Here is a 26266-nt window from a genome sequence, read left to right as displayed (position 1 = left end):
GGCAGAGGGATTGTGGACAGACTTGTAAAAATCATTGCGCCGCGCAACGCCATTGACTTTGTGTTCAAGGCGCTTGTTTTTCTGTTCGTTATCAGCCTGATGAACTGGGCCCGCGACTTTGGCAAAGCGGGCGCAGATCATAACGGGTTTATGTATAACCTGCGCGATGCGGCCATCGTCGGCACCCCGTTCATTCTGCTAAGCCTTGCGCTGGTCGGGCATCTGGCCCGTCTACAGGCCAAGCTGCTGCGCCTTGCGACGACCGACATGCTGACCAACCTGCCCAACAGGCGCGCCTTTCTAGACGATATCGCCGGTGGTGACCAGCTGCGGGCGCGCGGCGCGCTTTTGATGATCGATCTGGATCATTTCAAGCGGATCAATGATTCCTACGGTCATCAGGTGGGTGATATCTGCCTGCAGGCAGCGGCCGACTTTCTGCGCGAACACGTCACGTCCCACATGTTTTGCGCCCGCCTGGGAGGAGAGGAATTCGGCATTTTTGTCCCCGGCGATGCGCCAAACGGCGCTGCGCTGGCGGGCCGGCTTGCGAATGGTCTGCAGGTGGATCTGCCGCAGACCGGCCTGATCGAAATGACAATGTCGATCGGCATGACCGAAGGCGACGCAGGTCAGGGGTTGGGGGTGGTCATGGCCCGCGCCGACCGCGCGCTTTATGTCGCAAAGGCGCAGGGGCGGGCGCAGGTGGCGACATGGTCGCCGCAGATTGAACGGCAGCCATTTCCAAAGGCTGGGTGATGTTTCTTTAGGCTGTCACACAGGCTTTACCTGGCGGCGTCAGAACTGCGACATATGGCGCCAAAAATAACTGTTGGTTTTTGAAGGGCGCCAGATATAGTTTTCCTGACGCGGCCGGTGCGGCCCCGTGGCAAGGGTGCCGTCAGCCGGCCGCCAGCAGATAGGTGCAGGCGGTGATGGACGGTGACTTCAGAACGGAATTTGTGCGCGAACCGGGGGCGTTGAAACATTTCCCCGCCTTGGTGCTGAACGCGGATTACAGGCCCTTGTCCTACTATCCGCTGTCGCTTTGGCCCTGGCAGGAAGCGGTCAAGGCAGCCTTTCTGGACCGGGTGACGATCATATCCGAATACGACGAAGAGGTGCACAGCCCTTCGACGCGGATCAGGATCCCCTCGGTCGTCGTCCTTAAAGATTATGTCAAACCTCAAAAGCGCGTGGCCTTCACGCGCTTTAATTTATTTTTAAGGGACGAATTTTGCTGCCAGTATTGCGGCAGCCGGGGTGATCTGACTTTTGACCACGTCCTGCCGCGCGCGCGGGGCGGGGTGACAAGTTGGACCAATGTCGTTGCCGCCTGCAGCCCCTGCAATCTGCGCAAAGGGTCACGGCTGCTAAAACACTCTGGCCTGAGCCTGCGCAAGCCGCCGCGCCAGCCAATGGCGTCGGAATTGAACAACATCGGGCGCAAGTTTCCGCCGGGGCACCTGCACGACAGCTGGATGGACTATCTGTATTGGGACGCAGAGTTGGAAGCGTAAACCAAGCACGACTTCGCGACCGGTGGCAGGGCGGCATGCGCTAGACTTTCCCGGCCATGCTGGGTATCAGAAAGGCGTTAGCGCTAACGCGCCCATCAGCAGCCGGAGTTCCCATGGTTTCTCGTGTCATTCCTGTCGATGAATTCGACCTCGTCATCTTTGGTGGAACCGGCGACCTGGCCCGCCGCAAAATCCTGCCCGGTCTGTTTCGCCGCTTTCTGGCCGGCCAGATGCCAGTGGGAAGCCGGATCATCGGTGCCGCGCGGTCCGATCTGGACAGTGCCGGTTACCGCGACATGATCAAGGACGCGATCGCTGAATTTGGCGGCGCAGAAAAGAATGATTCCAATGGCTTGCAGGGCTTTCTTGATGCGCTGCACTACGTCACCATCGACGCCACAGGAGAGGCAGGTTGGTCCGACCTTGCGGCGCTGAACCGCGACGGTGTTGTGCGGGCTTTCTATTTCTCTGTCGCGCCATCGCTGTTTGGGGCATTGGCGGAACGCCTGCACAATCACGGTATTGCCAATGCCGAAAGCCGGATTGTGGTCGAAAAACCCTTTGGCCGTGATCTGGAAAGCGCCAAGGCGCTGAACGATACGCTGGCCACGCATTTTGCCGAAGGGCAGATCTACCGGATCGACCATTATCTGGGCAAAGAAACGGTCCAGAACCTGATGGCCGTCCGGTTCGGGAACGTCTTGTTCGAACCGCTGTGGAACAGCCATTACATCGACCATATCCAGATCACCGTCGCTGAAACGGTCGGGGTTGGCGGGCGCGGCAGCTATTACGACAAATCCGGCGCAATGCGCGATATGGTGCAGAACCATTTGATGCAGCTTTTGTGTCTGATCGCCATGGAACCCCCCAGCGTTTTCGGTGCCGACGAGGTGCGCGATGAAAAGCTGAAGGTTATCCGTGCCTTGCAGCCCGTGGAAAGCCATCACATCGTGCGCGGCCAGTATGACGCCAGCGGCGACAGCGCCAGCTATCGCGCCGATGTCGAACATCCGCGCAGCTTTACCGAAAGCTTTATCGCAATGAAGGTAAACGTGGCGAACTGGCGGTGGGCCGATACGCCGATCTATTTGCGGACCGGCAAAAAGATGAAGGCCCGCGCCTCTGAAATCGCCGTGGTGTTCAAGGATCTGGGCCACTCCATCTTTGAAGGCGACACCGCCCGCCACCGCAACATTTTGGCGATCCGTTTGCAGCCGAACGAAGGCATGGATTTGCAGGTTACGATCAAGGAACCCGGTCCCGGGGGCATGCGTTTGATTGACGTGCCGCTCGACATGACCTTTGCCGACGCACTGGGAGAGGACAGCGAACAGGCTACCGACGCCTACGAGCGTTTGATCATGGACGTCATTCGGGGCAACCAGACGTTGTTCATGCGCGGAGACGAGGTCGAGGCCGCCTGGGCCTGGACTGACCCGCTGATCAACGGGTGGGAAGCGCGGAACGATGTGCCGAAACTTTATGACCAAGGCAGTGCCGGTCCAGAAGATGCGATGATGCTGATGCACCGCGACGGCCGGCGCTGGCGCGATATCAAAGGATAAGTCATGGAATTCATTGAATACCCCGATGGCGAGATGATGATGATTCAGCTGGCCAACCGCTTGGCTGGCGAATTGCGTCAGGTGCTGTCAACAAAGGATACCGCCTCTTTGGCTGTGCCGGGTGGCACGACGCCGGGACCGATTTTTGACAACCTGTGTTCGGCGAATTTGGACTGGTCACGCGTGCATGTCATGCTGACGGACGAACGCTGGGTGCCCGAAACGTCTGAACGGTCGAACACCCGCCTGCTGCGCCAGCGCCTGCTGACGGACCGCGCGGCAGAGGCGCATTATGTGCCGCTTTACGCCGACGCCCCCGCGCCAGAGGATAAGCTGCCCGATCTGCAGGCGGCGCTGACACCGCATCTGCCCTTGTCGGTTGTGTTGCTGGGTATGGGTGCGGATATGCATACCGCCAGCATCTTTCCGGGGGCCGATCAGCTTGATCTGGCCTTGAACGGCACTGACCGCCTTGTCGCGATGCGGGCCCCCGGCGCGCCGGAACCGCGGATCACCCTGTCAGCGGACGTGCTGAAGCAGGCGATGAGCCGCCATATCGTCATCATCGGCACGGAAAAGCGGGCTGCGCTGGAACGGGCCACCAAACTGACACCGGAAGAGGCGCCCGTTGCAGCGGTTCTGCCCGGGTCCATCGTTCACTGGGCGGAGTCCTGATCCATGTTTGCTGACCTGAAATCCCACTTTGACGCGATCAAGGACCGCCGGATCGAAGATGCGCTCGACCTTGACCGCGCGCGGTCCTATGCGGCGCAGACCGGCGATCTGCGCCTTGATTTTGCCAAGACTCAGATTGATGACGCGGCACTGGACCAGTTGATCGCGCTGCTGGACAAAGCCGATGTCGCCGGCCGCCGCGAGGCGATGTTTACTGGCGCGCCGATCAACGACACCGAAGGCCGGGCCGTGCTGCACACGGCACTGCGCAATCTGGATGGTGACGCCGTCATGGTGGACGGCGTGGACGTGATGCACGACGTGCTGGCGACGCTGGACCGCATGGAAGTCTTTGCCGAAGCTGTCCGCGACGGCAGCTATCAGGGGCAGGGCGGTGCGATTACCGATGTGGTCAACATCGGCATTGGCGGATCGGACCTTGGGCCAAAGATGGGCACGCTGGCGCTCGCCCCCTATCACGACGGGCCGCGCTGCCATTTTGTCAGCAACGTCGATCCGGCGGATATTGCACAGACATTGCAGGGGCTTGATCCGGCGACGACGCTGGTCATCGTCGCCTCCAAGACCTTTACCACCATCGAAACCATGACCAACGCCCGCACTGCCAAGGCGTGGATGGGCGAGACGGTCAAGGACACGGGCGCCCAGTTCGCCGCCCTGTCGACCGCTGCCGACAAGACCGCCGATTTCGGCATCGCACCCAGCCGTGTCTTCGGGTTTGAAGACTGGGTGGGCGGCCGCTATTCCATGTGGGGGCCGATCGGTCTGCCGCTGATGATCGCCATCGGGCCGGATGCGTTTCGTGCGTTCCTGCGCGGCGGTCAGGCGATGGATCGCCACTTCCGCGCGGCACCGTGGCGCGAAAACATGCCTGCGTTGCTGGCGCTGGTGGGCATCTGGCACAATCAGGTGTGCGATTACGCAACCCGCGCCGTGCTGCCCTATGACAACAATCTGTCGCGCTTGCCCGCCTACCTGCAACAGCTTGAAATGGAAAGTAACGGCAAGGGCGTCAGCCTTGATGGCGCGTCGCTGCCCTATAACTCTGGCCCTGTTGTCTGGGGCGAGCCGGGGACTAACGGCCAGCACGCGTTCTATCAGCTGATCCATCAGGGCACCCGGGTCATTCCGTGTGAATTCCTTGTCGCTGCCCGCGGTCATCACGACGATCTACACCACCAGCATCAGCTGCTCGTGGCCAATTGCCTTGCCCAATCCGAAGCGTTGATGAAAGGTCGCACCCTGGACGAGGCCCGCGCCAAAGTTGCGGACAAGTTCGAAGGCGCAGAGCTGGAACGCCAGGCGGCGCACCGCGTATTCCCGGGCAACCGTCCGTCCATCACGCTGACCTATCCGCAGTTGACGCCGGAAATGCTGGGCATGTTGATCGCGCTTTATGAACACCGCGTATTCGTCGAAGGCGTGGTGCTGGGCCTGAATTCCTATGACCAGTGGGGCGTGGAATTGGGCAAAGAGCTTGCAACGTCGCTGCAACCTGTCGTCGAAGGCACGAAAGCCGCCACTGACAAAGACGGGTCAACGGCGGCTTTGGTCGGTTTCCTGCAAAGTCACGGGCTGTAGATCAGCCCGCGACCGCGCCGTCGCGGTCGATAAACATCTGACGGATGTTGTCGGGGATGACGCATTTCGTATTGTCGTCGTTCAGCATGACCATCACCGCGTGGCTGGTGGTGGTCAACCGGCCCCGCACCCAGACACCATATTCCATGGTAAAGCTGCTGCTGCCCAGTTTGGTGGTGCGGCCGGTCATGATGTATTCGTCGGTCAGTTTAACCTCTGACCGGTAGTCCAGACCGATATTGCGCAGCACGACCTTGGGCCGTTTGCCGTTGATCGACCAGACGTCGCGGTCATTGAAATACAAGATGCGCAGGTTTTCGAACCACTTCAGATAGACTGCGTTGTTCACGTGCTGCAGCGCGTCGATTTCGCCAAAGCGGACCTTGTCGGCCATGCCAAAGGTCCAGGGCTCGGGGATGCCCGCTGCACGCAGGTCGTCCGTGTGCAGTGGTGTCAGAAAAGGAACGGTCATCCGGCGACGGCGGTCACGATGATTTCGACCTTGTAATCGGGGGTGGCCAGCTTGGCTTCGCCGGTCCAGCGGGCAGGGGCGTTGCCTTTGGATACCCAGGCATCCCAAACCGCGTTCATCGCGGCAAAATCGGCCATATCGGCAACCCAGACCTGCGCGGTCAGGATCTTGGATTTGTCGGACCCTGCCAGCGCCAGCAGGCGATCGACCTGGGCCAGAACTTCGGTCGTTTGGGCGGTGGCGTCCTGACCGGGCGCGCCGACCTGGCCAGCCAGATAGACGATACCGTTATGGACAACAGCTTGCGACATCCGGTCGCCGGATTCGATACGTTCAATGCTCATGGGATGTTCCTGCGCGGCAAGAGGAGAAGTGGAGCGGGTAACGGGAATCGAACCCGTAACTGAAGCTTGGGAAGCTTTCGTGATACCTTTTCACCATACCCGCATGTGACCAGCCATCGGCTGATGCGCTATCCTTACACCGGGTGCGGGGGCGGCTGCAAGCGGGCGGCGACATGAAAAAAGCGCCCGAAGGCGCTTTGTTTCCGCATCAAGGTAACCGGGTTATTAACCGCGCCAGGTGCGCACGTCGCCGCAATCCATGTGGACGAAGTTGGAACCGCGATAGGTGCCGACGCCGCCGGCGTTACAGGCGGCTGCTGCCTTGGTCATGTCGTTCACCGACCGGCTGGACAACCGCAAGTCAGCGGCCTGACCGCGCATGTGCAGCGAATTGCGCGCAACGCCGCCGGACTGGCTGCGCAGCATCGCGTTAGTTTCAGGGCTACGGTAGCCGGACAACAGCATATAGGGTTCAGAGGTATCCATCAGGCGGTGCGCGGCTGCCATAATGTCGATGGTACGGCTGTCCATGTTGACAACCTTGCCGTTGCGCCAGTCGCGCATAAAGGCGTTCACTTCGCGCAGGGCTTCACCGATGTACTGGCCTTCGATCCAATAGATCGTGTCCAGACGCTCGCCCGTCCGGCCGGAATACATGCTGATGCGGCGCACATCGCCGCCGCCACGCAGGAAGCCTGCAGCCTTTGAATAGGTGGGGGCGGCCGTCAATGCCGTCGCCGCGAATGCACCCAAAAGACCACGTCTTGAGATGCCAGAAGAACGCTGTTCCGTCATGGTTAATCTGTCCTGTCCCGTTTGCGCGTATTTTTTGCGCTTATTCATCTATCCCCAGATTTAGGGTTTGTATGACACGGCAGGCCCGATCCGCCAAGGCGTTCGGGGAAAAGGTTCCATCAGACGTCAAAAATCGGCAAAATTTTGCGCATTCATTGTGCAGCTGCGCGCTATTTGGCCAAAAGGGGTAGGGATGCAACAGCTGCATGCAAAGCGTGCCGCCGTGCAATTGGCCGTGGACATCAGGCAGGGCAATCCCGCAAAACCCTTGTAATATATGCACCTATTATGGGTGCCCATGTCTTTCGGGGGATAGACTTTGACGACCGTTTCGCTGCCACGAACCGCGCCGCGCCGGCTGCGCGCTTTTTCAATGTTCGCCGCTTTATCGATGTTCGCTCTGGTTGGAACGGCACCGGCGCAGGCGCAGGTCACAGCATTCCGTCAGGCTGTCGCCGAATCGGCGGCGCAGGACGAAGAGCTGGCGGCGTTCTATCGCGGCCGCGATTTCGCACCGGTCTGGGCCGGTGATGACAGCGCTGCATTGGCACGGCGCAATGCGCTGCTGACCGCCTTGTCGAACGCCGGTGCCCATGGCCTGCCGGAACAGCGCTACAATGCCGAAGATCTGGTTGCGCGGCTTCTGGCGGCCAAAACCCCGGCTGAACAGGGCGCGATGGATGTGGCCTTGTCGACAGCGTTTCTGACCTATGCCCGCGATGTGCAGACCGGCATCCTGACCCCGTCAGAGGTGGTGCCCCTGATCGTGCGCGAGGTGTCGCTGCGGCCGCGCATCCCGGCCTTGCAGACATTTTTGCAATCGAACCCCGATGCCTTTTTGCGGGCATTGCCACCGCGCAGCCCCGAATATGCCCGGCTGATGCGGGAAAAACTGCGGATGGAAAATCTGCTGGCGCAGGGTGTATATGGTCCGGCGGTGCAGGCGTCCAGTCTGGCACCGGGGGACAGCGGCCCGGATGTGGTCGAGCTGCGCAATCGCCTGATCGCGATGGGGCACCTGGGTCGTACGGCGACTCAGACCTATGATGCGACCATCCAGGCGGGTGTGCAGCGGTTTCAGCGGGCGATGGGCCTGACGGATGACGGCACCGCCGGTAGCGATACGATGAAGGAAATCAATGTCCCGCTCGATAGCCGGATGCAGTCGGTCATCGTGGCGATGGAACGCGAGCGTTGGGTCAACAGCCCCCGTGGCGGTCGGCATATCTGGGTCAATCTGACGGATTTCACGGCGACCATCGTGGACAACGACCGCGTCACGTTTTCGACCCGCTCTGTTATCGGGGCCAATGATCCGGCCCGCCAGTCGCCAGAGTTTTCGGATGTGATGGAATACATGGTCATCAATCCCAGCTGGTACGTACCGCGGTCCATTGTCGTGAACGAATATCTGCCGCAGCTGCAAAGCAATGCGAACGCGGTCGGGCATCTGGATGTAACGGACCGCAGTGGCCGCGTTGTGCCGCGTGGATCGGTCAACGCCCGCGCCTATACTGCGCGCACCTTTCCCTTTTCCATGCGGCAGGGGCCGAGCGAGCGGAACGCCCTGGGGCTGGTGAAGTTCATGTTCCCGAACAAGTACAATATCTATTTGCACGACACGCCGTCCAAAAGCCTGTTTAACCGCGAAACCCGCGCCTTCAGCCACGGCTGCATCCGTCTGAACGATCCGTTCGATTTTGCTTATGCGCTGCTGGCCAAGCAAGAGGCGAACCCCGAAGCCTTTTTCCAATCCCGTCTGAAAACCGGCGCAGAAAGCCGTGTGGACCTGCAAGAGCCGGTGCCGGTGCATATCGTCTACCGCACTGCCTTTACCGACGTGACCGGGGCAATGCAGTTCCGCCGCGACGTTTATGGGCGTGATGCCGCGATCTGGGAGGCGCTGGCGCAGACAGGGGTAGCCGTGCGCGCCGTTCAGGGCTAAATCTGCCCCGAAACACAGCGAAAAGGGTCCACCATGGGTTTGACGATAGCCGAGATTGCAAAGGCCCTTGGCACCGAAGCCTTTGGCGACACCGCGCTGGTGGTGGACCACCCCGCAGAGCCGGGACAGGCGGGCGCGAACGATCTGGCGCTGGCCATGTCACCTGCTTACGGCGATGCGCTTAAATCCAGCGCGGCGCAGGCTGCGATTGTCTGGGACGGGGCCGATTGGCAGGCGATGGGGCTGAAGGCCGCGATTACCGTGCCGCGCGCGCGTCTGGCGATGGCGGCGCTGACACAGGCCTTTGATCCCGCGCCTGCACCAACGGGCATCCACCCCACTGCGATCATTCCGGACAGCTGCACGATTGGCGCTGACCCCAGCATCGGGCCCTTCGTCGTGCTGGCCGAAGGCGTGCGCATTGGCGATCGCTGCCGCATTGATGCGCATGTCACGATTGGCCTGAATTCGACCCTTGGCGATGATTGCTGGCTGAACCCCGGAAGCCGCGTTGGCCGCAATTGCCACTTTGGCAGCCGTGTCATCTTGCAGCCGAACGCTGTCGTTGGGGCTGATGGTTTTTCCTATGTCACGCGCGAGCTGTCGAACGAAGAACGCGCCTATCAGTCAATGGGCCGCGCGCCACTGACGCCGCCTGCCGACGGCAAGCGCCACCGCATCCACAGCCTTGGCGGCGTGATCTTTGGCGATGATGTGGAATTGGGCGCAAACTCTTGCGTCGATGCCGGCACGATCCGTGCGACGCAGGTCGGGCGCGGCACCAAAATCGATAACAACGTTATGGTCGGCCATAACTGCATCATTGGCGAGGATTGCATCCTGTGCGGTCAGGCGGCGATGGCCGGATCTGGTGTGCTGGGCGACCGGGTTGTCATGGGCGGCAAGGCCGCGACCAAGGATCATATCACCGTTGGCAATGACGTGGTGATGGCGGGGGCCAGCGGGCTTTACGTCGATACCAAGGACGGCATGTTCGTCATGGGGCAGCCTGCAATGGATCTGCCCAGCTACCGCGCCCGAGAAAAGGGGCTGCGCCGCCTGCCGCAACTGATCAAGGATTTTGCCGCGTTGCAGAAACTGGTTCCCAAAGATGGCGCAAGCGATTAAATCGCAGGCACGGATAGCAGGAGCCATGACCATGAATGTGCAGGACAAAGTGATCGCCATCCTGGCCGATCAGGCGCTTTTGGACGTCTCTGACGTGACACTCGATGACACGCTGGAAAGCCTTGGGATCGATAGCATGGGGTTGGTGGAAACCATCTTTGCGATCGAGGAGGCGTTCGATATCACTGTGCCCTTCAATGCCAATGCACCGGCAGAAAGCGGGTTCGACGTGACCTCCGTGCGTGCGATCATCGCCGCCGTGCAGGACCTAGTGAAAGAAAAGGTCTGACCCCGTGCGCCGGGTCGTCATCACCGGGGCAGGCACCATCAACCCGCTGGGCCATGACGTCCCCGCAACACTGGCGGCCATGCAGGCCGGCACCTGCGCCATTGGCCCGTTGGATATCCGCGATGTGGATCGGTTGCAGATCCAGATCGGCGCGCAGATCAGCGGTTATGACGAGGCGGATCATTTCAGCCGTCAGGACCTGACGCTTTATGACCGGTTTACCCAGTTCGCGCTACTGTCCGCGGCCCAGGCGATGGGGCAGGCGGGGCTGGATCTGTCCGGGCCTGCGGGGGATCGGGCGGGTGTGATCCTTGGTACCTCTGGCGGGGGTCTGAACACGCAGGACGATAATTACCGCGCGGTCTATGCCGAAGGCAAAAACCGCGTGCATCCCTTTATTGTGCCGCGCCTGATGGCGAATGCCGCCGCCAGCCATGTGTCGATCCGGCACAATCTGCGCGGTCCGGTCTTTACCGTCTCGACCGCCTGCGCGTCGTCCAACCACGCCATGGGGCAGGCGCTGGGAATGATCCGGGGCGGTTTGGCCGATGTCATGCTGACAGGCGGCACCGAAGCGATGCTTTGTTTTGGCGGCATTAAGGCATGGGAAGGGCTACGCGTCATGTCCCGCGACGGCTGCCGCCCGTTCTCGGCGGATCGCAACGGCATGGTGCAAGGCGAAGGCGGTGCGGTCTTTGTCTTTGAGGAACGCGAACATGCCCTGGCGCGGGGCGCAGATATCCTGTGCGAAGTCGCCGGATTTGCCATGTCATCGGACGCCGCTGATATCGTCACCCCCTCTGCCGAAGGGGCGGCGCGGGCGATGCGCGGGGCGCTAACGGATGGCGGTATCGCGCTGGCGGATGTGGGATACATCAACGCGCATGGCACCGGCACGACAGTGAACGACCGGACCGAAACGCAGGCGATCCGCGATGTTTTCGGCGATGACGCGGGCAAGTTGCTGGTGTCATCGACCAAGGCGATGCACGGCCATCTGATTGGCGGCACCGGCGCTGTGGAACTGTTGGCTTGCATCATGGCGCTGCGGGACGGGGTTATCGCCCCGACCATCGGTCTGGCCGCTCCGGATGCGGCCTGCGATTTGGATTACGTCGCCAATACCGCGCGGCAGACCCGCGTTGATGTGGCGCTGTCCAATGCCTTTGCCTTTGGCGGGCTGAACGCCGTGCTGGCGCTGCGCCGGGCCTGAGGCATGCAAAAGCCGCCCCGCATGTGGCGGGGCGGCTTTCAAAACGCTCAAGCAGATTTACTGTTCGTTTACGCTGTCAAAGCCAGCGGTGAAGCCGGACAGGGAAATATCAAGCAGCACTTCCTGATCGGGGGCGGCAGCAGGCACCATGCGCAGCACGGCCTTGTTGCCGCGCTTCAGCTGGGCCAGTTCAGCCGCGGTAAAACCGACGCGGGCGACGCAGCCAGCAGCGTTGCAAAAGGTGAAGGGATAAAGCTTGGCTTCGCTGGAATCCACGGTCAGGCGCAGCTGCTGGGTCAGCAGGGTTTCAAGCGGCACAACGATGGTCGCGCCGGCGGCGGCTTCCTGGCCTTCGGGCAGGGGGAAGGTGCTGAATTCAGCAACAGCATTGCCGTCCGAATCCTTCAGCAGCTGGTAAAGCTGGCAAGGATCGGCCTGACCTTCTTCGGCTTTCAGGCAGCGCAGGGACCAATCGCCAAAGTTGTCGCGGATGTAAGGCTGGCCGACCTGCGGACCGGCATCAGCGGTTTCTTCCGCGGGCGCTGCATCAGCCGCCGGGGCCGCATCGGCAGGCAAGTCGGTTGCCGGGGCGTCAGCCGCGGGGGCGTCTGCGGCAGGTGCGTCAGTGGCGGGGGCTTCAGCGGCAGGAGCCTCTGTTGCAGGGGCTTCGGTCGCGGCATCGGCGCTTGGCGCATCTGTGGTCTGTGCCATCAGGGCCATCGGCGATGTGGCAAGAACGATCGCGGCCAGAACGGGGGTAAAGGCATATTTCATAACAGGGTTCTCCGGGTCATGGGTCTGGTGGCGGACCTATCACGACAACACAGGACTGTCAGTGGAAAAAATGGCCGCCGGCACGCCGCCGCGCAGGGCGTAAAAACCTGACCTGCATAGAAAAAGGGCCCCCAAAAGGACCCTTTTTCGTTGTCTCCCTGTCGGACTTTGCCGACGAATTGAGCAGACGTTAGGCAATGCAGCGCCCGGCGTCAACATAGAACAGATGATAAAAAATGCCGCGCCCGAAGGCGCGGCAAGTCTGACAGGGAGGAGACGCCCAGTGCCCCCGGGGGACATTGGAAACACCGGGCACCTTTGTTCTGGCATAGAGGTGTTAAGGATGTATTTTGGCCGCAATGAAAACGCGGGGGACGGCATGTCAGACAGTATTTTTATCGGTGGCGGTGGCAAGGATTACGGCGCGGCGCAGGCTTTGCTGCTGGACAAGGCCAATCGTCACGGTCTGATTGCGGGGGCAACGGGGACAGGCAAGACTGTCACGCTGCAAATTCTGGCCGAAGGATTTTCTGCAGCTGGCGTTCCGGTGTTTTTGTCCGACGTGAAGGGGGACTTGTCAGGTCTGGCCGCCAGCGGAACGGCGGATTTCAAACTGCACGACGCCTTTACCAAACGGGCCGCGACAATCGGGCTGGATCTGCAATACAGCGCCTTTCCGGTCACCTTCTGGGACCTGCTGGGCCAGCAAGGCCACCCGATCCGCGCGACCGTTGCCGAAATGGGGCCGCTGTTGCTGGCGCAGCTTCTGGGTCTGACAGAGGTGCAGGAAGGCGTGCTGAACGTCGCCTTTCGCGTTGCCGACGAAGAAGGGCTGCCGCTGCTGGACCTGAAGGATCTGCAATCCTTACTGGTGTGGACTGGTCAGAACGCAAAAGAGCTTTCGCTGCGCTATGGCAATGTGGCGACCAGTTCGGTCGGGGCGATCCAGCGCAGTTTGCTGACCCTGGAAAATCAGGGCGGCAATGCGCTGTTTGGCGAACCGGCGCTGGAACTGGCGGATATGATGACCTGCGCCCCGGACGGGCGCGGCCAGATCAATATCCTTGCCGCCGATCAGCTGATGGGATCGCCCAAACTTTATGCCACGTTCCTACTGTGGCTCTTGTCAGAGCTGTTCGAAGAGCTGCCAGAGGTGGGCAACCCGGACAAACCCAAGCTGGTGTTCTTTTTCGATGAAGCCCATCTGCTGTTTGACGGCGCGCCAAAGGTGCTTGTCGACAAGGTCGAACAGGTCGCACGTTTGATCCGGTCAAAGGGGGTGGGCGTCTATTTCATCACGCAAAACCCCGCCGATGTGCCCGACGATGTGCTGGGCCAGCTTGGCAACCGGGTGCAACACGCCTTGCGCGCCTTTACCGCCCGCGACCGTCAGGATCTGAAAAAGGCGGCTGAAACCTATCGCGACAATCCCGATTTCGACACGGCAGAGGCCATCCAGCAGGTCGGCACTGGCGAGGCGCTGACATCCATGCTGGATGCCAAGGGCGCGCCGCTGATGGTGCAGCGCACCCTGATCCGCCCGCCATCGTCGCAGTTGGGACCGATCGATGCCGCTGCGCGCGCCGCGCTGATGGCAGCAAGCCCGATGGCCGGTAAATACGACAAGACCATCGACCGCGAGAGCGCTTTTGAATTGCTGTCTAAACGGGCAGAAGCGGCCGCAGCGGAGGCCGAGAAAGCCGAAGCAGCAGAGGAGGCGGCAGAAGCCAGAGAGCGTGAATTCAAGCAAGCCCGCCGCTATGACGCGCCGCAAACCGGGCGGTCTACCTCGCGTCGCCGCAGCAGCACATCGGATCAGGGCTTTGGCGGGGCAATTGCCAGCGTAGTGATCAAAGAGCTGAAAGGCACCACCGGGCGGCGCATCGTGCGCGGCATTCTGGGCGGGCTTTTCAAGGGGCGCTGACCGGCGCGCCAAGGACTGCGGCTGCGTTTTGAGTTTATTTGGCCAGATGAAATACAAGCCGCTGCGTGCTGGGGGTAGAGCCGGGTTTAGATTGGTTGTGAAATAGTGTGGCGGGGTGCGGCGGTTTACGCCGCACCCTTTGTGGCTTAAAGCGGGCGGATTTTCAGGGTTGCGAGACGGTTTTCGTCTTTGTCCACGACTTCGAAGCGGAATCCGTGGAACGAGAAGACCTGGCCTTCGACGGGGATGATCTGCGCCTCGTGGATCACGAGGCCGGCGACAGTATTCGCCTCTTCGTCGGGCAGGTTCCAGTCGTGGGCGCGGTTCACATCGCGGATCGTCATGGAGCCGTCGATAAGATAGGCCCCATCCTCTGTCTGGGTGACGACGTAGTCGTCTTCTTCGTCGAATTCATCGGCGATTTCGCCGACGATTTCTTCGATGATGTCTTCGAGAGTGAGAAGGCCCTGCAGGGCGCCGTATTCGTCGACGACCAGTGCAAAGTGGGTTTTGCGTTTCAGGAACTGGCGCATCTGTTCGTCCAGCGCCGTGGTTTCGGGCACGAAATAGGGCGGCATTGCCACGTCCATGATATCGACGCGGGTCAGGGGGTCATTGCCATCCATGTCATTGGTGTGAATCGCGCGCAGCAGGTCCTTGGCATGGATCACGCCGACGATATTTTCCGGATCATCGCGGTACAGCGGCAGGCGGGTATGGGCAGATTCGAGGCACTGGCGCAGGATATCGGCGGCCGGCTGGTCGGCATCGACCATTTCGATGCCGGAGCGGTGCAGCATGACCTCCTCGACCGTGCGGTCCGACAGATCTAGCGCGCCCAGAATGCGGTCGCGGTCTTCTTTTTCCACCACACCTTCGGAGTGGCCCAGTTGCAGGGCACCGGCGATTTCTTCGCGTACGGCAAGGATATGGCTGTCGGGGTCGGTGCGCACGCCAAAGACGTAAAGCACACCGCGCACGAAGTAGCGCACCGCATTCACGATGGGCGAGAAGACGATGACCACAAGCCGGATCGGCCGCGCGACAAGAGCGGCGGTGCTTTCGGGGTTGGTGATGGCGTAGGTCTTGGGCAGCACTTCGGCGAAGATCAGGACCAGCAGGGTCATAACAAGCGTTGCCAGGGCCACACCGTTCTGGCCAAAGGTTTTGGTCAGCAGTGCCGTCGCCAGCGAGGTCGCCAGAATGTTGACGACGTTGTTGCCCAGCAGGACCGAGCCGATCAGCCTTTCGCTGTCTTCGGTCACATCGAGCGCCTTTTGCGCGCCTTTGCTGCCGCGATCGGCGGCGGCGCGCAGTTTGCCGCGGGATGCGGCGGTCAGTGCGGTTTCAGAGCCGGAGAAAAAGCCCGACATGACGAGAAGCACCAGAATGCCACCCGCCGTCAGCCAGAAAGCTGCGTCAAAGATCGGGGCGGCGGTCGATACGGGGTCCATGGTCAGCCTATTTGATTGCGTCGAAAAGGTTATGGGCAGTGATGCGTCCCGCTTCAAGGGCCTGCAGGGTCACGATGGCATCGTCTTGCGGGCCAGCGGGTGGTGGGTCAGGACAAGTTCGCTGAGCGCGTCGTCCAGAACATGGGTATAGATTTCAGTCGTGGCGACATCGGCGTGGCCCAGCATGATCTGGATCGCCCGCAGGTCGGCGCCGCCTGCCAGCAGGTGGGTGGCAAAGGCGTGGCGCATGGTGTGGGGGGTGACGTTTTCGGGCGGAATGCCGGCGGTGATGGCCAGTTCCTTGATCAAAAAGAAAAAGCGTTGCCGCGTCATGTGCCCGACCTTGCCCCGGGTCGGAAACAGGAATTTCGAGACCGGCTTCCCAGCGATGCGCCGCTGTTCTTGCGCGGCGTCCCAGTCTGCCAGCCAGGCCGTGACTGCCGCCCGGGCGGGGGGCGAGAGCGGCACCAGGCGTTCCTTGCCGCCTTTGCCGCGCACCAGCAGCATGCGCGGATCGCCCCGCGCGGCGGATACGGGCAGGGACACCAGTTCGGTCACGCGCATGCCGGTGGCGTAAAGCAGTTCCATCAAGCAGGTGTTCTTGACAGCGTCGACCTTGCAGTCGCGCGCGGCTTGTAGCAGGCGACCAACTTCGTCGATGGTCAGGGTTTTGGGCAGGGATTTCGACTTGCCAGGCCCTTTGATCTGGATCGCGGGGTTGTCCGGGCGCCAGCCTTCCTCGAAGGCGAAGCGATAGAGCTGGCGGATCGAGGACAGCCGCCGGGCGCGGGTCGCGCGGGACAGGCCCTGGTTGTCGCAGTCGATCAGATAGCCGGTGACATCGTCTTGCGTGGCGGTGGCAAAGTGCAGCCCCTTGTTCGCAAGCCAGCCTGCGACATCGTTCAGATCGCGGGCATAGGCCAGCTGGGTGTTGCGGGCCGCGTCAAGCTCTGCCGCCTGGGCGGCCACAAAGGTCTGGATCCAGCGGGCCATTGCATCCGGCCCCTGTGCGGCGGGGTCGGTCACAAGGAACGGTCCAGCAGCAGCAATTGCAGAGCCGCGCGGCGGGCGACATCATTCAGACCCGCGCGGCGCAGGACCAGCAGCGCATCGGTGACAGAGCGCGCGTCCCCGGCGACGCCTGCGTCAAACAAGGGCAGGGCGCGCAGCAATGCCTCGCCCAGTTTGTCGTCGGCCAGCAGGTCGGCAAAGACCTGCGGCGGGGCGGTGTCGGCAAAACCGGCGGCGATCGCCTCTTCCATGCTGGTGTGCGGTTGTGCATCCGTGAAATCGCCGAGGGCGACAGCGCGTACAAAGGCGGGCACGTCCGGCAGATCGGCGGCGCTTGCGTAGTCGCTGGACAGCAGCTGCACATCAGCTGCGATGCGGGCCGCGGGGCCGGTCAGGGCAATTTGCGACATGGGGGCAGCATAGAGTGTGGCAAAGCTGACCTCGGCCCGCACCTCTTGCATGGCGGACCAGACGGCGGGCAGCGTTTGTGCAACGGCATCCGGATCGTCGTCGTTCATCGCGGCATTGAATTTGCGAAAGGCATCGACCCGGTCCCAGACACCGCCGGATGCGGCGGGGGTGACGCCGGTCATCACGCGGGACAGGTCCTGCGGCGACAACGCGCCGTGCAGTGACAGCCGTTCAGCGGCATCAAGGCGTGCCTTTTCGCCGACTGTGTCGCGCAGGTCGGCGCGGGCAAAGGCAAGGGGCAGCGGGCGAGTAGACATCCCTTCGCCGATCGCCTCTCTCATGCGGAAAACCAGCGGGCTGATGCGCTCGGGCGGCGGCAGAGGTGCTGCGGGATCGACAAGATCGGCATCAAGGAACCGCGACAGCAGCGCGTCTTCGTCGTCCGGCATGTCGCCAAGGGCACGGTGGGTGTTCAGCGTCAGTGCGGCGGCCATCCAGTCACCGCTGCGAGCCAGGCAAAAGATGCGTGCAGGATAGGTCGGGGCCAGACCGGGGGCGGTTTGCATGGCGGCGCAAGGCTCGTCCTCTGTGCCGGTCAGCAGGGCGACGTCGAACCAGCGGCGGTATAGCGCAGGCTCCACCGGATCAGCAGCTTTGATCAGGGCCAGCGCCTCTGTCAGGTCAGCAAGGTCCAGCAGCTTGTCGATGCGGGCCAGCAGCAAGGCGCCTGCGTCGCCTGCAGGTGCGTCGGCCTTGGCCAGCAGCAGCGTGACAAAAAGATCGTGCAGGGCGGGCAGTTCCGGTTCGGATTGTGCCTGGATCAGCGTGATCAGGGTATCGGTTTCGCTGGCGGACCACAGTGTTTGCGGCAGGCCCGTGTCGGCCTGCGCCAATGTGCCGATCGCGGCGGGGGGCACGGCATCCAGCGGGGTGACGGTGATCTGCGGCGTGCCCGCGCCGTCGGCGGTAGGCGGCTCGTCCAGACGCGGCTTGGCGGGTGCCTTGACCGGTGCAGCGGGCGGTTCAACCGATTGCGACAGCCAGTCAATGGCGGAAAGCGGCTGATCGGACTGGGCGGACAGCGGCACGGCGCTGCCGGCGGCAAGCACGAAGGCGGCGTGAAACAGGGACAGCATCAGACCGCGATTGGTCATGGTTATTTTGTCTCCAGCGTGACGGGCTGGGTCACTTGCGTGCTGGGCGGGGCAAAATCACCGGGGAAAAACAGCGGCCCTGCATAGGCATAGGCGATGAAGGCGATTGCCGACAGCACCACCAGAATGAAAAGGGTTTTGATCAATCGCCACATAATTCGTGCGTCCCGTCGTTTGCCTGTTGCCCGATCGTGCGCCGGACTCTGCCATGTTTATATATGGCCTTTTCGGCAAGATCACGCCATTCAGGGTGACAAATTGTAACTCGGCGGCGCACAGCCTGTTCGGGGCCACCAAAAAGGGAATGTGAACCCCGTGACGCAAACCGACCAGATGCCGCAACGCTATGCCCTGCGCCGCACAGTTGTGTTGGTGGGCATGATGGGATCGGGCAAGACGGCTATCGGCCGGGCCTTGTCGCAGCGGCTGGATGTGCCGTTCCTTGACAGCGATCACGAGATCGAGACCGCCGCCAACGCCACCATCGCAGAAATTTTCGCCCGCGACGGAGAGGCTTTCTTTCGCCGGCGCGAATCAGAGGTGATCGCCCGCCTGCTGACGGGCGCGCCCTGCATCCTGTCGACGGGGGGCGGTGCCTTTCTGGCGAAGCGGAACCGCAAACAGATCAAAAAGCATGGTGTCGCAGTCTGGCTGAATGCGCCGTTGCCCGTGCTGTGGGATAGGGTGCGGCACAAGGATTCGCGGCCCTTGCTGCGCACGGCGGACCCCTATGCGACGCTGAGCGAAATCTTCGAGGCGCGCACACCGATTTATGCCAAGGCCAAGCTGCATCTGGCTGTCGGGCAACGCGCCACCATTGATGATACGACCGACAGCGTCATGTCGCTGTTACTGACAAGGCCCGATGTGCTGGAGGCATTATGACCGCAACCGTTTCCGTCGCCCTGCCGGGGCGTGAATATGACGTCGTGATCGGCACCGATCTGCTGTCGGGTGCAGGCGAACGCATTGCTGCCCTTGGCGGGCGCCGGCATGTCGCGATCCTGACCGATAATACGGTGGCGGGGCTGCATCTGCCGGCCCTGCAAGCATCGCTTGGTGCCGCTGGCATCACGTCAGAGGCGCTGTGCCTTCCTGCGGGCGAAGGCACCAAAAGCTGGACCCAGCTGGAGGCGTGCTGCGATTTCCTGCTTGATCAGAAGGTCGAACGCAATGACGTGGTGATCGCCCTTGGCGGCGGTGTTATCGGCGATCTGGGCGGCTTTGCAGCGGCGGTGCTGCGGCGCGGCGTGCGCTTTGTGCAGATTCCGACGACGTTGCTGGCGCAGGTCGACAGTTCGGTCGGGGGCAAGACCGGCATCAACACGCGCCACGGCAAGAATCTGATCGGTGCCTTTCACCAACCCAGCCTTGTGCTGGCGGATACGGACCTGCTGGCCAGCTTGCCGCGCCGGGATTTTCTGGCGGGCTATGGCGAGGTGGTCAAATACGGGCTGCTGGGGGATGCTGCCTTCTTTGACTGGCTAGAGGCGCATGCCCCCGCGATGGCGGATGGCGATGTCGCGGCCCGCATTCACGCGGTCACACGGTCGGTGCAGATGAAAGCCGATATCGTGGCCCGCGACGAGACAGAGCAGGGCGACCGCGCATTGCTGAACCTTGGCCACACCTTCTGTCACGCGCTGGAAAAGGCGACCGGCTATTCCGACCGCCTGCTGCACGGCGAAGGCGTCGCCATCGGTTGCGCCATGGCATTCGAGCTGTCAGCGCGTCTTGGTCTGTGCAGTCAGGAAGACCCCAGCCGCGTGCGCGCCCATTTGCGGGCGATGGGACAAAAGGTCGATATCCGCGATATTGACGGCGATCTGCCAAATCCAGAGGCGCTGCTAGATTTGATGGGGCAGGACAAAAAGGTTGTCGCCGGAAAACTGCGGTTCATTCTGGCCCGCGGGATCGGGCAGGCCTTTGTCACATCCGATGTGCCAGCGGATGCGGTGTTGCAGGTGCTGCGCGACGCGGCCTAGGCCGGCGCAAATCCGCCTTTCTCTGGCCAACCAAGCCCGGCAACGCAAAACGCCGCCCCTTGGGGCGGCGTTTGTTGTTTAGAACGGGATTTCGTCGTCCATATCGCTGCGGCCGCCGCCGCCAGAGCGGCCACCGCCACCGCCAGAGCTGCCGCCGCCGTAGCCGCCGCCTTGGTCGAAGCCGCCGCCGGAATTGCCGCCGCCGTAGCTGTCGTAGCCATTATCGCTTCCGCCGCGACCACCGCCACCGCCACCGCCGCCACCTGCGCTGTCAAGCATGGTCAGCACGGTGCCGGGGCCTTGCAGCACGACTTCTGTGGAATAACGGTCAGCGCCGGATTGGTCCTGCCATTTGCGGGTCTGCAGCTTGCCTTCGATATAAACCTTGGAGCCCTTTTTCAGGTAACGCTCGGCCACGCCGACAAGACCTTCTTGAAAGATGGCAACGGTGTGCCACTCGGTCTTTTCCTTGCGCTCGCCCGAATTGCGGTCCTTCCACGTCTCTGACGTGGCGATGCGCAGGTTGCACACCTTGCCGCCATTGCCAAAGGTGCGCACTTCCGGATCGGCGCCCAGATTGCCGATCAGAATGACCTTGTTGACCGATCCTGCCATGACTTTTTCCTTACGATTCTGAATTGCCGCCAATGTGACAGATAAGCAGGGGAAGGTGAACCGATCAAGCGATGTAACTGGCGGCGGATCTGGCAGACGCGGGCCAGGGGGCATGCCGTGCACAGGGGCCTGCGCGCAGGTGTGATCGGAAATTGGCTGACATCCGCCTGCGGCTGGTCTAGCCTGCGCCCACTGAAACGACATTGGGTGACGGTATGCGGATCTTTGGTCTGGCACTGACGACGACAATTGCGCTGACGGGTGCGTCCGCCTTTGCGGATACGGTTTCAACGTCATCGCGCATGGCTTTGTTCCAAAGTCAGTTGTCGGTTCTGGATAATCGCGCATCCAAGCAATACAGCAACTCTGTCCGCCTGCAGCCGCCCCGTGCAATCGTTCCGGTGACGGCACCTGCGGTGCCCAGCTATATCGGCCGCTATAATGGCCCGCTGCTGGATGTGGCGCGAATCGCCGCCCGCAAGCATGGCGTGCCAGAGGATCTGTTCCTGCGACTGGTGCAGCAGGAATCGGGCTGGAACGTAGCCGCCGTGTCAACCAAAGGTGCGATGGGGCTGGCACAGCTGATGCCCGGCACCGCCCGCCTGCTGGGCGTCGATCCCCGCGATCCGGCGCAAAACCTCGAAGGCGGTGCCCGTTATCTTAAGGCGCAGTACAACAAGTTCGGCAACTGGCCACATGCGCTGGCCGCCTATAACGCGGGTCCAGGCGCGGTGGAAAAATACAACGGCATTCCGCCCTATGCCGAAACCCGCAACTATGTACGCGTGATCTGGGGCAGCTAGGGGCTTTCGGCCCTTTGCTTGAGCCTTTGCGCCAGTGACATCATGTCCGGGTCTTTCAGGCGCGGCACGATGCGGTAGGCCGCGTTGACAGCCATAAAAAGCGCAAAAAGCAGCAGGCCAATGCACATCGCGGTCACCAGCAACTGGCCATAGGCCTGCTGGGCAAGCCAGCCAAAGGCCTTGTCGAGCCCGCCCGCCGCATCCGGATCATGCCGCCATGCCGTCAACCCGATCAGGAAGCCGATAATCAGAACCGATGCGCCTTGCGCCGCGACGCCGATCTGCAGCAGCCGGTTCCAGTGCAGGGTGAAATGGTTGGCCTGCAACGCCTCGCGGTAGCTTTGGCTCCAGGCTTTGTGCAGGTAATAGACGCCAGCACCCATCGTAAGCGCGGCAACAAGTCCGATGATGATCGCGCCCATTGGCCATGACAGCAGTTTGGACAGATAGAACGCGGTCTTGGACCCTTCGCCGCTGTCGGTGCTGCCAAACAGCAGCAACAGCGGCAAGCCGCCCAGCGCACCGTGGATCAGGCCGGTGACAGCCTGTCCTGCGCGGGCAAGAAGCCCTTTGGCATCGGTTCCATGCTGTTCCAGATCGAACCAAGCGTCGATCAGCCGCCAAATCATATAGGCAAACAAACCAAGGGCGACGACGACCAGAGCGATCATGCCAAAGGGGGATCTTTCGATCGTCGCCAAAGCGTCCGATGTGCCCTTCGCCTCTCCGCCTTGCCAGATGGTGAAAAGCGATACGCCCGATACAATCAGATAGACCAGCGCGCGGCCTGCGTAGCCTGCGCGCATAACGGGCATGGCCCAGTTCAGGTTGTCATCGGCCATGTTCATCGCCCCTTTGTTCTGCAGGGCCAATGCCCCAGTGCGGCAGATGTTCCCGCCATGCGTCTGGGCATCCGCGTCATCCGCGTTATGTTGCAGGCAACAGGGCGCAGCATCGCCGCCCGTTGCGAAAGGTCTGTGCCCCTTGCTGTCATCACTGCGTTATCGCCTGAACCGTTTGTTTGCCCATATCTGGGTGCCCATCGGGGCCTATGCGGTACTGGCGCTTGTCGCGGCATTTATCGCCATCGCCCTGCGCGGCCTTATTCCCGAAGAACTGGCCTTCAAGATCGGTGCTGATGCGATTGACAGCCTGCTGAACATCCTTGCGTCATCCATGCTGGCGGTTACGACCTTTTCATTGTCGATCATGCTGTCGGCCTTTGCGGCCGCATCCAGCACGGCCACGCCGCGGGCGTTTCAACTGCTTAAGACGGATCGCACCGCCCAGCAGGTGCTGGCCAGTTTTCTGGGGGCTTTCATCTTTTCGCTGGTCGGGATCGTCAGCCTTAAAATCGGGATCTATGGCGAAGGCGGGCGGGTCATTTTGTTTGCCGCGACGATCCTTGTGCTGGTGCTGATCGTTTTCAACCTTGTGCGCTGGATCGGGCATCTGACCGACTTCGGCCGCCTTGGCGACACCATGGACCGGGTCGAGGTCGCGGCAACAGCCGCCATGCAGAACCGCCTTGCGACGCCCTGGCTGGGGGCAAATCCGATGCGCGGGCGTAGCCCGCCAGAGCGGGCAATCCCACTGCCAAGCCGCGCCGTCGGACATATGCAGTTCATCAATCTTGACCGCCTGAACACGCTGGCCGGGGTTGCGGGCTGCAGTATCTATCTGGACGTGCTGCCCGGAGAGTTCGTCTATCACGGCACTGTGCTGGCCCATGTGCTGGGCGGGCCGATCGGGCCGGAGTTTGATACGCTGCTGGCGGATATCCACGACAGCTTTGATATTGGGATGGATCGCAGCTTTGATCAGGATCCGCGCTTTGGCATGATCACCCTGTCGGAAATCGCCAGCCGCGCGCTGTCGCCTGCGGTGAACGATCCGGGCACGGCAATCGACGTGATCCGGCGGATGACCCGCGTGATGTCGCTGTGGGATGACCGCGCTGCGCCGGACGTGGCCTTCGCTCATCTGTGGATTCGCGGTATGTCTGCGGATGAAATGCTGCGCGATGCCTTTGCCGCCATCGCCCGCGATGGCGCTGCGCTTTACGAGGTTCAGATTACCTTGCAACGGGCATTGCTGGCCATGGCACAGCAAAGCCCGTCCATCTTTGCAGAGGCTGCAGCGGCCCAGTCGGCGCGTGCCATGTCCTACGCGCAGGATGCCATGCCGATCGCGCAAGAGCTAAACCATTTGCAAGGCGTGGCCGATCAGGTCGCAGGCGTTGCACGCACGCGGGCAGGGGCTGCGATCAAGGCCAGAACCTGACAGCAGGGGATTACGGCTCTGCCGCAGATTCCGTACCGGCGGCCAAGGCAAAGTCGTAAAGCCGCGGCAGATAGGCGATATGCATCTGCGCCCCGATCACTCCTGGTGCGGCATGGCGGTAAAGCGAACGCCAATAGGGCTGCAGAATGACGCCTTCATCGCGCAGGATCGTCTGCAGCTGTGCCATGATGGTCCGCCGCTTGTCTGCATCCGCAATCGCATTCGCCTGCGCCAGCAGCGCATCGAATTCAGCATTGGCAAAACCGGATTCGTTCCACGCCTCGCCCGACTTGTAGGCAAGGGCATAGATCTGGGTGCCAAGGGGGCGGTGGTTCCAGTCGGTCGATGAAAAGGGATAGCTGGTCCAGTTCGACCAAAAGGTGCTGGCGGGGACCGTGGTCCGTTTGACGCTAAAGCCGGCATCGCGCAGCTGGGCGGCAACGGCGTCCGTGGTATTCTTGCGCCAGTCATCATCGATGGATACCAGCTCCATCTCGAAATCCTGCTGACCGGCCTGCGTCATCAACGCCAGTGCACCGGCGGGATCGACGGGCAGGGCAGGCACATCGGCCCATTCAGGATGCATCGGACCGATATGCATATTGCGCGCCACAACGCCCCGATGGCCGTAGCCAAGTTCCAGACATACCTCTGGATCGACAGCCATGGTGATCGCACGGCGCACGCGCACGTCGGCATAGGGCGTCTTGCCGTCTACTTCGGCTTTCTGGTTGGTGCGGATCACGATGGTAGAGCCTGATGCGACCTCTGATTTTTGCCAGCCCATGCCATCCAGAATGTCAACGAACTCGCCGACGGTTTCATAGATCACATCGACTTCGCCCGCGGCGGCGGCAGCGACAAAGGCTGATGGATCGGTGCCGTAGTCGATAAATTCGAACCGGTCGATGGCCGCGCCAAATCCTGCGGCGTCGCCCCACCAGGTGTGGCCCGTATTGCGGGTCAGCACGGCGCGGGTGCCGACCTCTAGCGCCTCTGGCACATATGGGCCGGTCCCTTTGGGGGTGGCCGTCGGATCATCTGCGTTGAAATCCGCAGGCACGATCTGAGCGGGGTAATCGGACATGCCCGCAATAATGGTGATATCGGGAAAGGGCAGGGCCAGCGCCACGGTCAGATCATCCGTCGCGGTAATTGCGCCATCGATGGCCTTGTCCGTGTCCGGGTCAATCAGCGTCGCCATGCGGGTCGCCATAGAGTTGCCTTCGACGGTCTTGTCACACCAGCGAGTGATATTGCGCACTACATCGGCGGCGGTAAAGGCGGTGCCGTCGTTCCATGTCACGCCGGGGCGGACGTTCAGGGTATAGGCGGTGGCATCGTCGTTCACATCCCAGCCAGCCAGAAGCCAGGGCGTAAAGGTGCCGTCGTTGTTGTAAGCAACAAGGTATTCCAGCCAGCCCGCAGTAATATAGGACATCTGCGGCCAGTCGTATGTGCGCGGATCCTTGAGCGCGCGCACTTCCATCTGCATCCGCAGCGTCCCGCCTTGCCGTGCTTGCGCCTTGGCCTGTGTCGGCATCGCAGCGCCCAGCAACCCGTAGGCAGCAGCGCTAGTCACACCCAGCGCGGTCGCGCGGGACAGGAATTCACGGCGGTCCAACCGACCCTGCGCCACTTCGCGCGCATAAAGCGAGGCGGCAGGATGAAGGCGCGGCGCGCGGGGGGGTGTCATCGGGTCATATCCTGACGTCGTCATATTCAGCGGAGTCATTTCCGGCGGACGCTGCTGCGCCCTTTGATCCCTAGCAGGCACCAAGCGCCGCGCCGCGTCAACGCAGGTTGTCCGGTTTTATGTACTGATACGGCTGAAAGCTTAGATTTAGGGAGCGTCCTTAAACTGAGTCGGTTTTTGCCTGGTCCAACGCTACTCTTCGTCAGAAAGCATTCACTTGGCGTTATCCGCCATGTGGTCCGAACGGCAGGGATGTCTGCTTAGAGCCCACACTGCTTCAACAGTTGTTCAATCTTGATCTTTTTTGGTCGCACGGTCTCGCAGAAGCTTACCCCCAAAATATCCTACAATTGTCGAAATGGCGGAGCTCCCATAGTAAGCAGAAATCATGACTAGGTCGGATTTTGCCATTGGATCAAAAAACGACAAGACCAGTGCAACCGGCCCTACTGAAACAATAAAAACAAGCCAAAATGGAACATGGTAGTAGCCAAAGAGGGCTCCAAGTCCAAAAGGAAGGTACAGAATAAAAGTTTTGAACAACACGCAGATCCCGCATCAAAAGATTTTCGGTCTCCTCAATCATCAGTCAGAGATGCGAGTTG

Annotated in this window: 26 protein-coding genes and 1 tRNA gene; 14 read left to right on the top strand and 13 right to left on the bottom strand. The window is 61.5% G+C overall.

Annotated features, from left to right (window positions below; genetic code table 11):
* Positions 1-12: 12 nt before the first annotated feature.
* The 5 genes from SJY10_RS10340 (at position 13) to pgi (ending at position 5365) form a co-directional block, all read left to right on the top strand.
* Positions 13-759 (top strand): GGDEF domain-containing protein, encoded by a 747-nt coding sequence (locus SJY10_RS10340; protein WP_386682221.1) that lies wholly within the window; start codon positions 13-15, stop codon positions 757-759.
* Positions 760-935: 176 nt separating this feature from the next.
* A complete protein-coding gene (locus tag SJY10_RS10335; protein WP_386684621.1) occupies positions 936-1520 on the top strand; it encodes an HNH endonuclease in 585 nt (194 codons plus the stop codon).
* Positions 1521-1633: 113 nt separating this feature from the next.
* On the top strand, positions 1634-3088 hold the full coding sequence (gene zwf / locus SJY10_RS10330; RefSeq protein ID WP_386682219.1) for a glucose-6-phosphate dehydrogenase: 1455 nt from the start codon (positions 1634-1636) through the stop codon (positions 3086-3088).
* Between the two features lie 3 nt (positions 3089-3091).
* The gene (gene pgl / locus SJY10_RS10325) at positions 3092-3763 is read left to right on the top strand and encodes a 6-phosphogluconolactonase (protein WP_386682216.1); all 672 of its coding nucleotides are present in this window, start codon (positions 3092-3094) and stop codon (positions 3761-3763) included.
* Between the two features lie 3 nt (positions 3764-3766).
* Positions 3767-5365: a glucose-6-phosphate isomerase gene (gene pgi, locus SJY10_RS10320; RefSeq protein WP_386682213.1), complete on the top strand. Its 1599-nt coding sequence runs from the start codon at positions 3767-3769 to the stop codon at positions 5363-5365.
* 1 nt (position 5366) lies between these two features.
* On the opposite strand, the gene SJY10_RS10315 is transcribed toward pgi, so the two are convergent.
* The 4 genes from SJY10_RS10315 to SJY10_RS10300 all read right to left on the bottom strand — a co-directional run bounded on the left by SJY10_RS10315 (position 5367) and on the right by SJY10_RS10300 (position 6976).
* On the bottom strand, positions 5367-5837 hold the full coding sequence (locus SJY10_RS10315; RefSeq protein WP_386682210.1) for an acyl-CoA thioesterase: 471 nt from the start codon (positions 5835-5837) through the stop codon (positions 5367-5369).
* A complete protein-coding gene (locus SJY10_RS10310) occupies positions 5834-6181 on the bottom strand; it encodes a RidA family protein (protein ID WP_386682207.1) in 348 nt (115 codons plus the stop codon). The genes SJY10_RS10315 and SJY10_RS10310 overlap by 4 nt, the downstream gene beginning before the upstream one ends.
* Positions 6182-6210: 29 nt before the next feature.
* Positions 6211-6284, bottom strand: a tRNA-Gly gene (locus SJY10_RS10305).
* A 122-nt stretch (positions 6285-6406) separates the two neighbouring features.
* Positions 6407-6976: a YcbK family protein gene (locus SJY10_RS10300; protein ID WP_386682203.1), complete on the bottom strand. Its 570-nt coding sequence runs from the start codon at positions 6974-6976 to the stop codon at positions 6407-6409.
* Positions 6977-7367: 391 nt separating this feature from the next.
* Between SJY10_RS10300 and SJY10_RS10295 the strand changes: the two genes are divergently transcribed.
* From SJY10_RS10295 to SJY10_RS10280, 4 genes are read left to right on the top strand one after another with little or no spacing between them, the layout of a single operon-like run.
* Positions 7368-8921: a murein L,D-transpeptidase gene (locus tag SJY10_RS10295; RefSeq protein ID WP_386682200.1), complete on the top strand. Its 1554-nt coding sequence runs from the start codon at positions 7368-7370 to the stop codon at positions 8919-8921.
* A 33-nt stretch (positions 8922-8954) separates the two neighbouring features.
* Complete coding sequence (locus tag SJY10_RS10290; RefSeq protein WP_386682198.1) at positions 8955-10049, top strand: UDP-3-O-(3-hydroxymyristoyl)glucosamine N-acyltransferase; 1095 nt, start codon at positions 8955-8957, stop codon at positions 10047-10049.
* 31 nt (positions 10050-10080) lie between these two features.
* Positions 10081-10338: an acyl carrier protein gene (locus tag SJY10_RS10285; RefSeq protein ID WP_386684618.1), complete on the top strand. Its 258-nt coding sequence runs from the start codon at positions 10081-10083 to the stop codon at positions 10336-10338.
* 4 nt (positions 10339-10342) lie between these two features.
* On the top strand, positions 10343-11551 hold the full coding sequence (locus SJY10_RS10280; RefSeq protein WP_386682195.1) for a beta-ketoacyl-[acyl-carrier-protein] synthase family protein: 1209 nt from the start codon (positions 10343-10345) through the stop codon (positions 11549-11551).
* 57 nt (positions 11552-11608) lie between these two features.
* On the opposite strand, the gene SJY10_RS10275 is transcribed toward SJY10_RS10280, so the two are convergent.
* Positions 11609-12262 carry an invasion associated locus B family protein gene (locus SJY10_RS10275; RefSeq protein ID WP_386684616.1) on the bottom strand — a complete coding sequence of 218 codons (654 nt, stop codon included), beginning with the start codon at positions 12260-12262 and terminating at the stop codon, positions 11609-11611.
* Positions 12263-12704: 442 nt separating this feature from the next.
* Between SJY10_RS10275 and SJY10_RS10270 the strand changes: the two genes are divergently transcribed.
* Positions 12705-14249 carry a helicase HerA-like domain-containing protein gene (locus tag SJY10_RS10270; RefSeq protein ID WP_386682192.1) on the top strand — a complete coding sequence of 515 codons (1545 nt, stop codon included), beginning with the start codon at positions 12705-12707 and terminating at the stop codon, positions 14247-14249.
* A 146-nt stretch (positions 14250-14395) separates the two neighbouring features.
* Here SJY10_RS10270 and SJY10_RS10265 read toward each other — a convergent pair whose 3' ends face one another.
* From SJY10_RS10265 to SJY10_RS10250, 4 genes are all read right to left on the bottom strand, one after another.
* A complete protein-coding gene (locus SJY10_RS10265) occupies positions 14396-15703 on the bottom strand; it encodes an HlyC/CorC family transporter (protein WP_386682190.1) in 1308 nt (435 codons plus the stop codon).
* Positions 15704-15772: 69 nt separating this feature from the next.
* Positions 15773-16696: a site-specific tyrosine recombinase XerD gene (locus SJY10_RS10260; RefSeq protein WP_386684614.1), complete on the bottom strand. Its 924-nt coding sequence runs from the start codon at positions 16694-16696 to the stop codon at positions 15773-15775.
* A gap of 29 nt (positions 16697-16725) precedes the next feature.
* Positions 16726-18279 carry a hypothetical protein gene (locus tag SJY10_RS10255; protein ID WP_386682188.1) on the bottom strand — a complete coding sequence of 518 codons (1554 nt, stop codon included), beginning with the start codon at positions 18277-18279 and terminating at the stop codon, positions 16726-16728.
* 2 nt (positions 18280-18281) lie between these two features.
* Positions 18282-18434 (bottom strand): hypothetical protein, encoded by a 153-nt coding sequence (locus SJY10_RS10250; protein WP_386682186.1) that lies wholly within the window; start codon positions 18432-18434, stop codon positions 18282-18284.
* 178 nt (positions 18435-18612) lie between these two features.
* Here SJY10_RS10250 and SJY10_RS10245 point away from each other — a divergent pair, with 178 nt between their 5' ends.
* Both SJY10_RS10245 and aroB read left to right on the top strand, forming a co-directional pair.
* On the top strand, positions 18613-19164 hold the full coding sequence (locus SJY10_RS10245; RefSeq protein WP_386684612.1) for a shikimate kinase: 552 nt from the start codon (positions 18613-18615) through the stop codon (positions 19162-19164).
* On the top strand, positions 19161-20264 hold the full coding sequence (aroB, locus tag SJY10_RS10240) for a 3-dehydroquinate synthase (RefSeq protein WP_386682184.1): 1104 nt from the start codon (positions 19161-19163) through the stop codon (positions 20262-20264). Before SJY10_RS10245 ends, aroB begins: the two co-directional genes overlap by 4 nt.
* Positions 20265-20342: 78 nt before the next feature.
* On the opposite strand, the gene ssb is transcribed toward aroB, so the two are convergent.
* Entirely contained in the window at positions 20343-20879 is a 537-nt protein-coding gene (gene ssb / locus SJY10_RS10235; protein ID WP_386682182.1) for a single-stranded DNA-binding protein, read from the bottom strand.
* 215 nt (positions 20880-21094) lie between these two features.
* Here ssb and SJY10_RS10230 point away from each other — a divergent pair, with 215 nt between their 5' ends.
* Positions 21095-21682, top strand: a complete 588-nt coding sequence (locus SJY10_RS10230) for a lytic transglycosylase domain-containing protein (protein ID WP_386682180.1) — start codon at positions 21095-21097, stop codon at positions 21680-21682.
* Here the strand turns inward: SJY10_RS10230 and SJY10_RS10225 are convergent.
* Positions 21679-22524 (bottom strand): DUF1206 domain-containing protein, encoded by an 846-nt coding sequence (locus tag SJY10_RS10225; RefSeq protein WP_386682178.1) that lies wholly within the window; start codon positions 22522-22524, stop codon positions 21679-21681. The two genes, SJY10_RS10230 and SJY10_RS10225, sit on opposite strands and share 4 nt — an antisense overlap.
* Before the next feature lie 142 nt (positions 22525-22666).
* On the opposite strand from SJY10_RS10225, the gene SJY10_RS10220 reads away from it, so the two are divergent.
* On the top strand, positions 22667-23965 hold the full coding sequence (locus tag SJY10_RS10220) for a DUF2254 domain-containing protein (protein ID WP_386682176.1): 1299 nt from the start codon (positions 22667-22669) through the stop codon (positions 23963-23965).
* Positions 23966-23975: 10 nt separating this feature from the next.
* On the opposite strand, the gene SJY10_RS10215 is transcribed toward SJY10_RS10220, so the two are convergent.
* Positions 23976-25661, bottom strand: coding sequence for an ABC transporter substrate-binding protein (locus SJY10_RS10215; RefSeq protein WP_386682174.1), 1686 nt, complete (start codon positions 25659-25661; stop codon positions 23976-23978).
* 288 nt (positions 25662-25949) lie between these two features.
* Positions 25950-26204, bottom strand: coding sequence for a hypothetical protein (locus tag SJY10_RS10210; protein WP_386682173.1), 255 nt, complete (start codon positions 26202-26204; stop codon positions 25950-25952).
* Positions 26205-26266 lie beyond the last annotated feature (62 nt).

The organism is Loktanella sp. R86503 (assembly GCF_042466455.1).
In the GTDB taxonomy this organism is placed as follows: Bacteria; Pseudomonadota; Alphaproteobacteria; order Rhodobacterales; family Rhodobacteraceae; genus Loktanella.
This window is presented reverse-complemented; position numbering and strand designations above follow the sequence as displayed.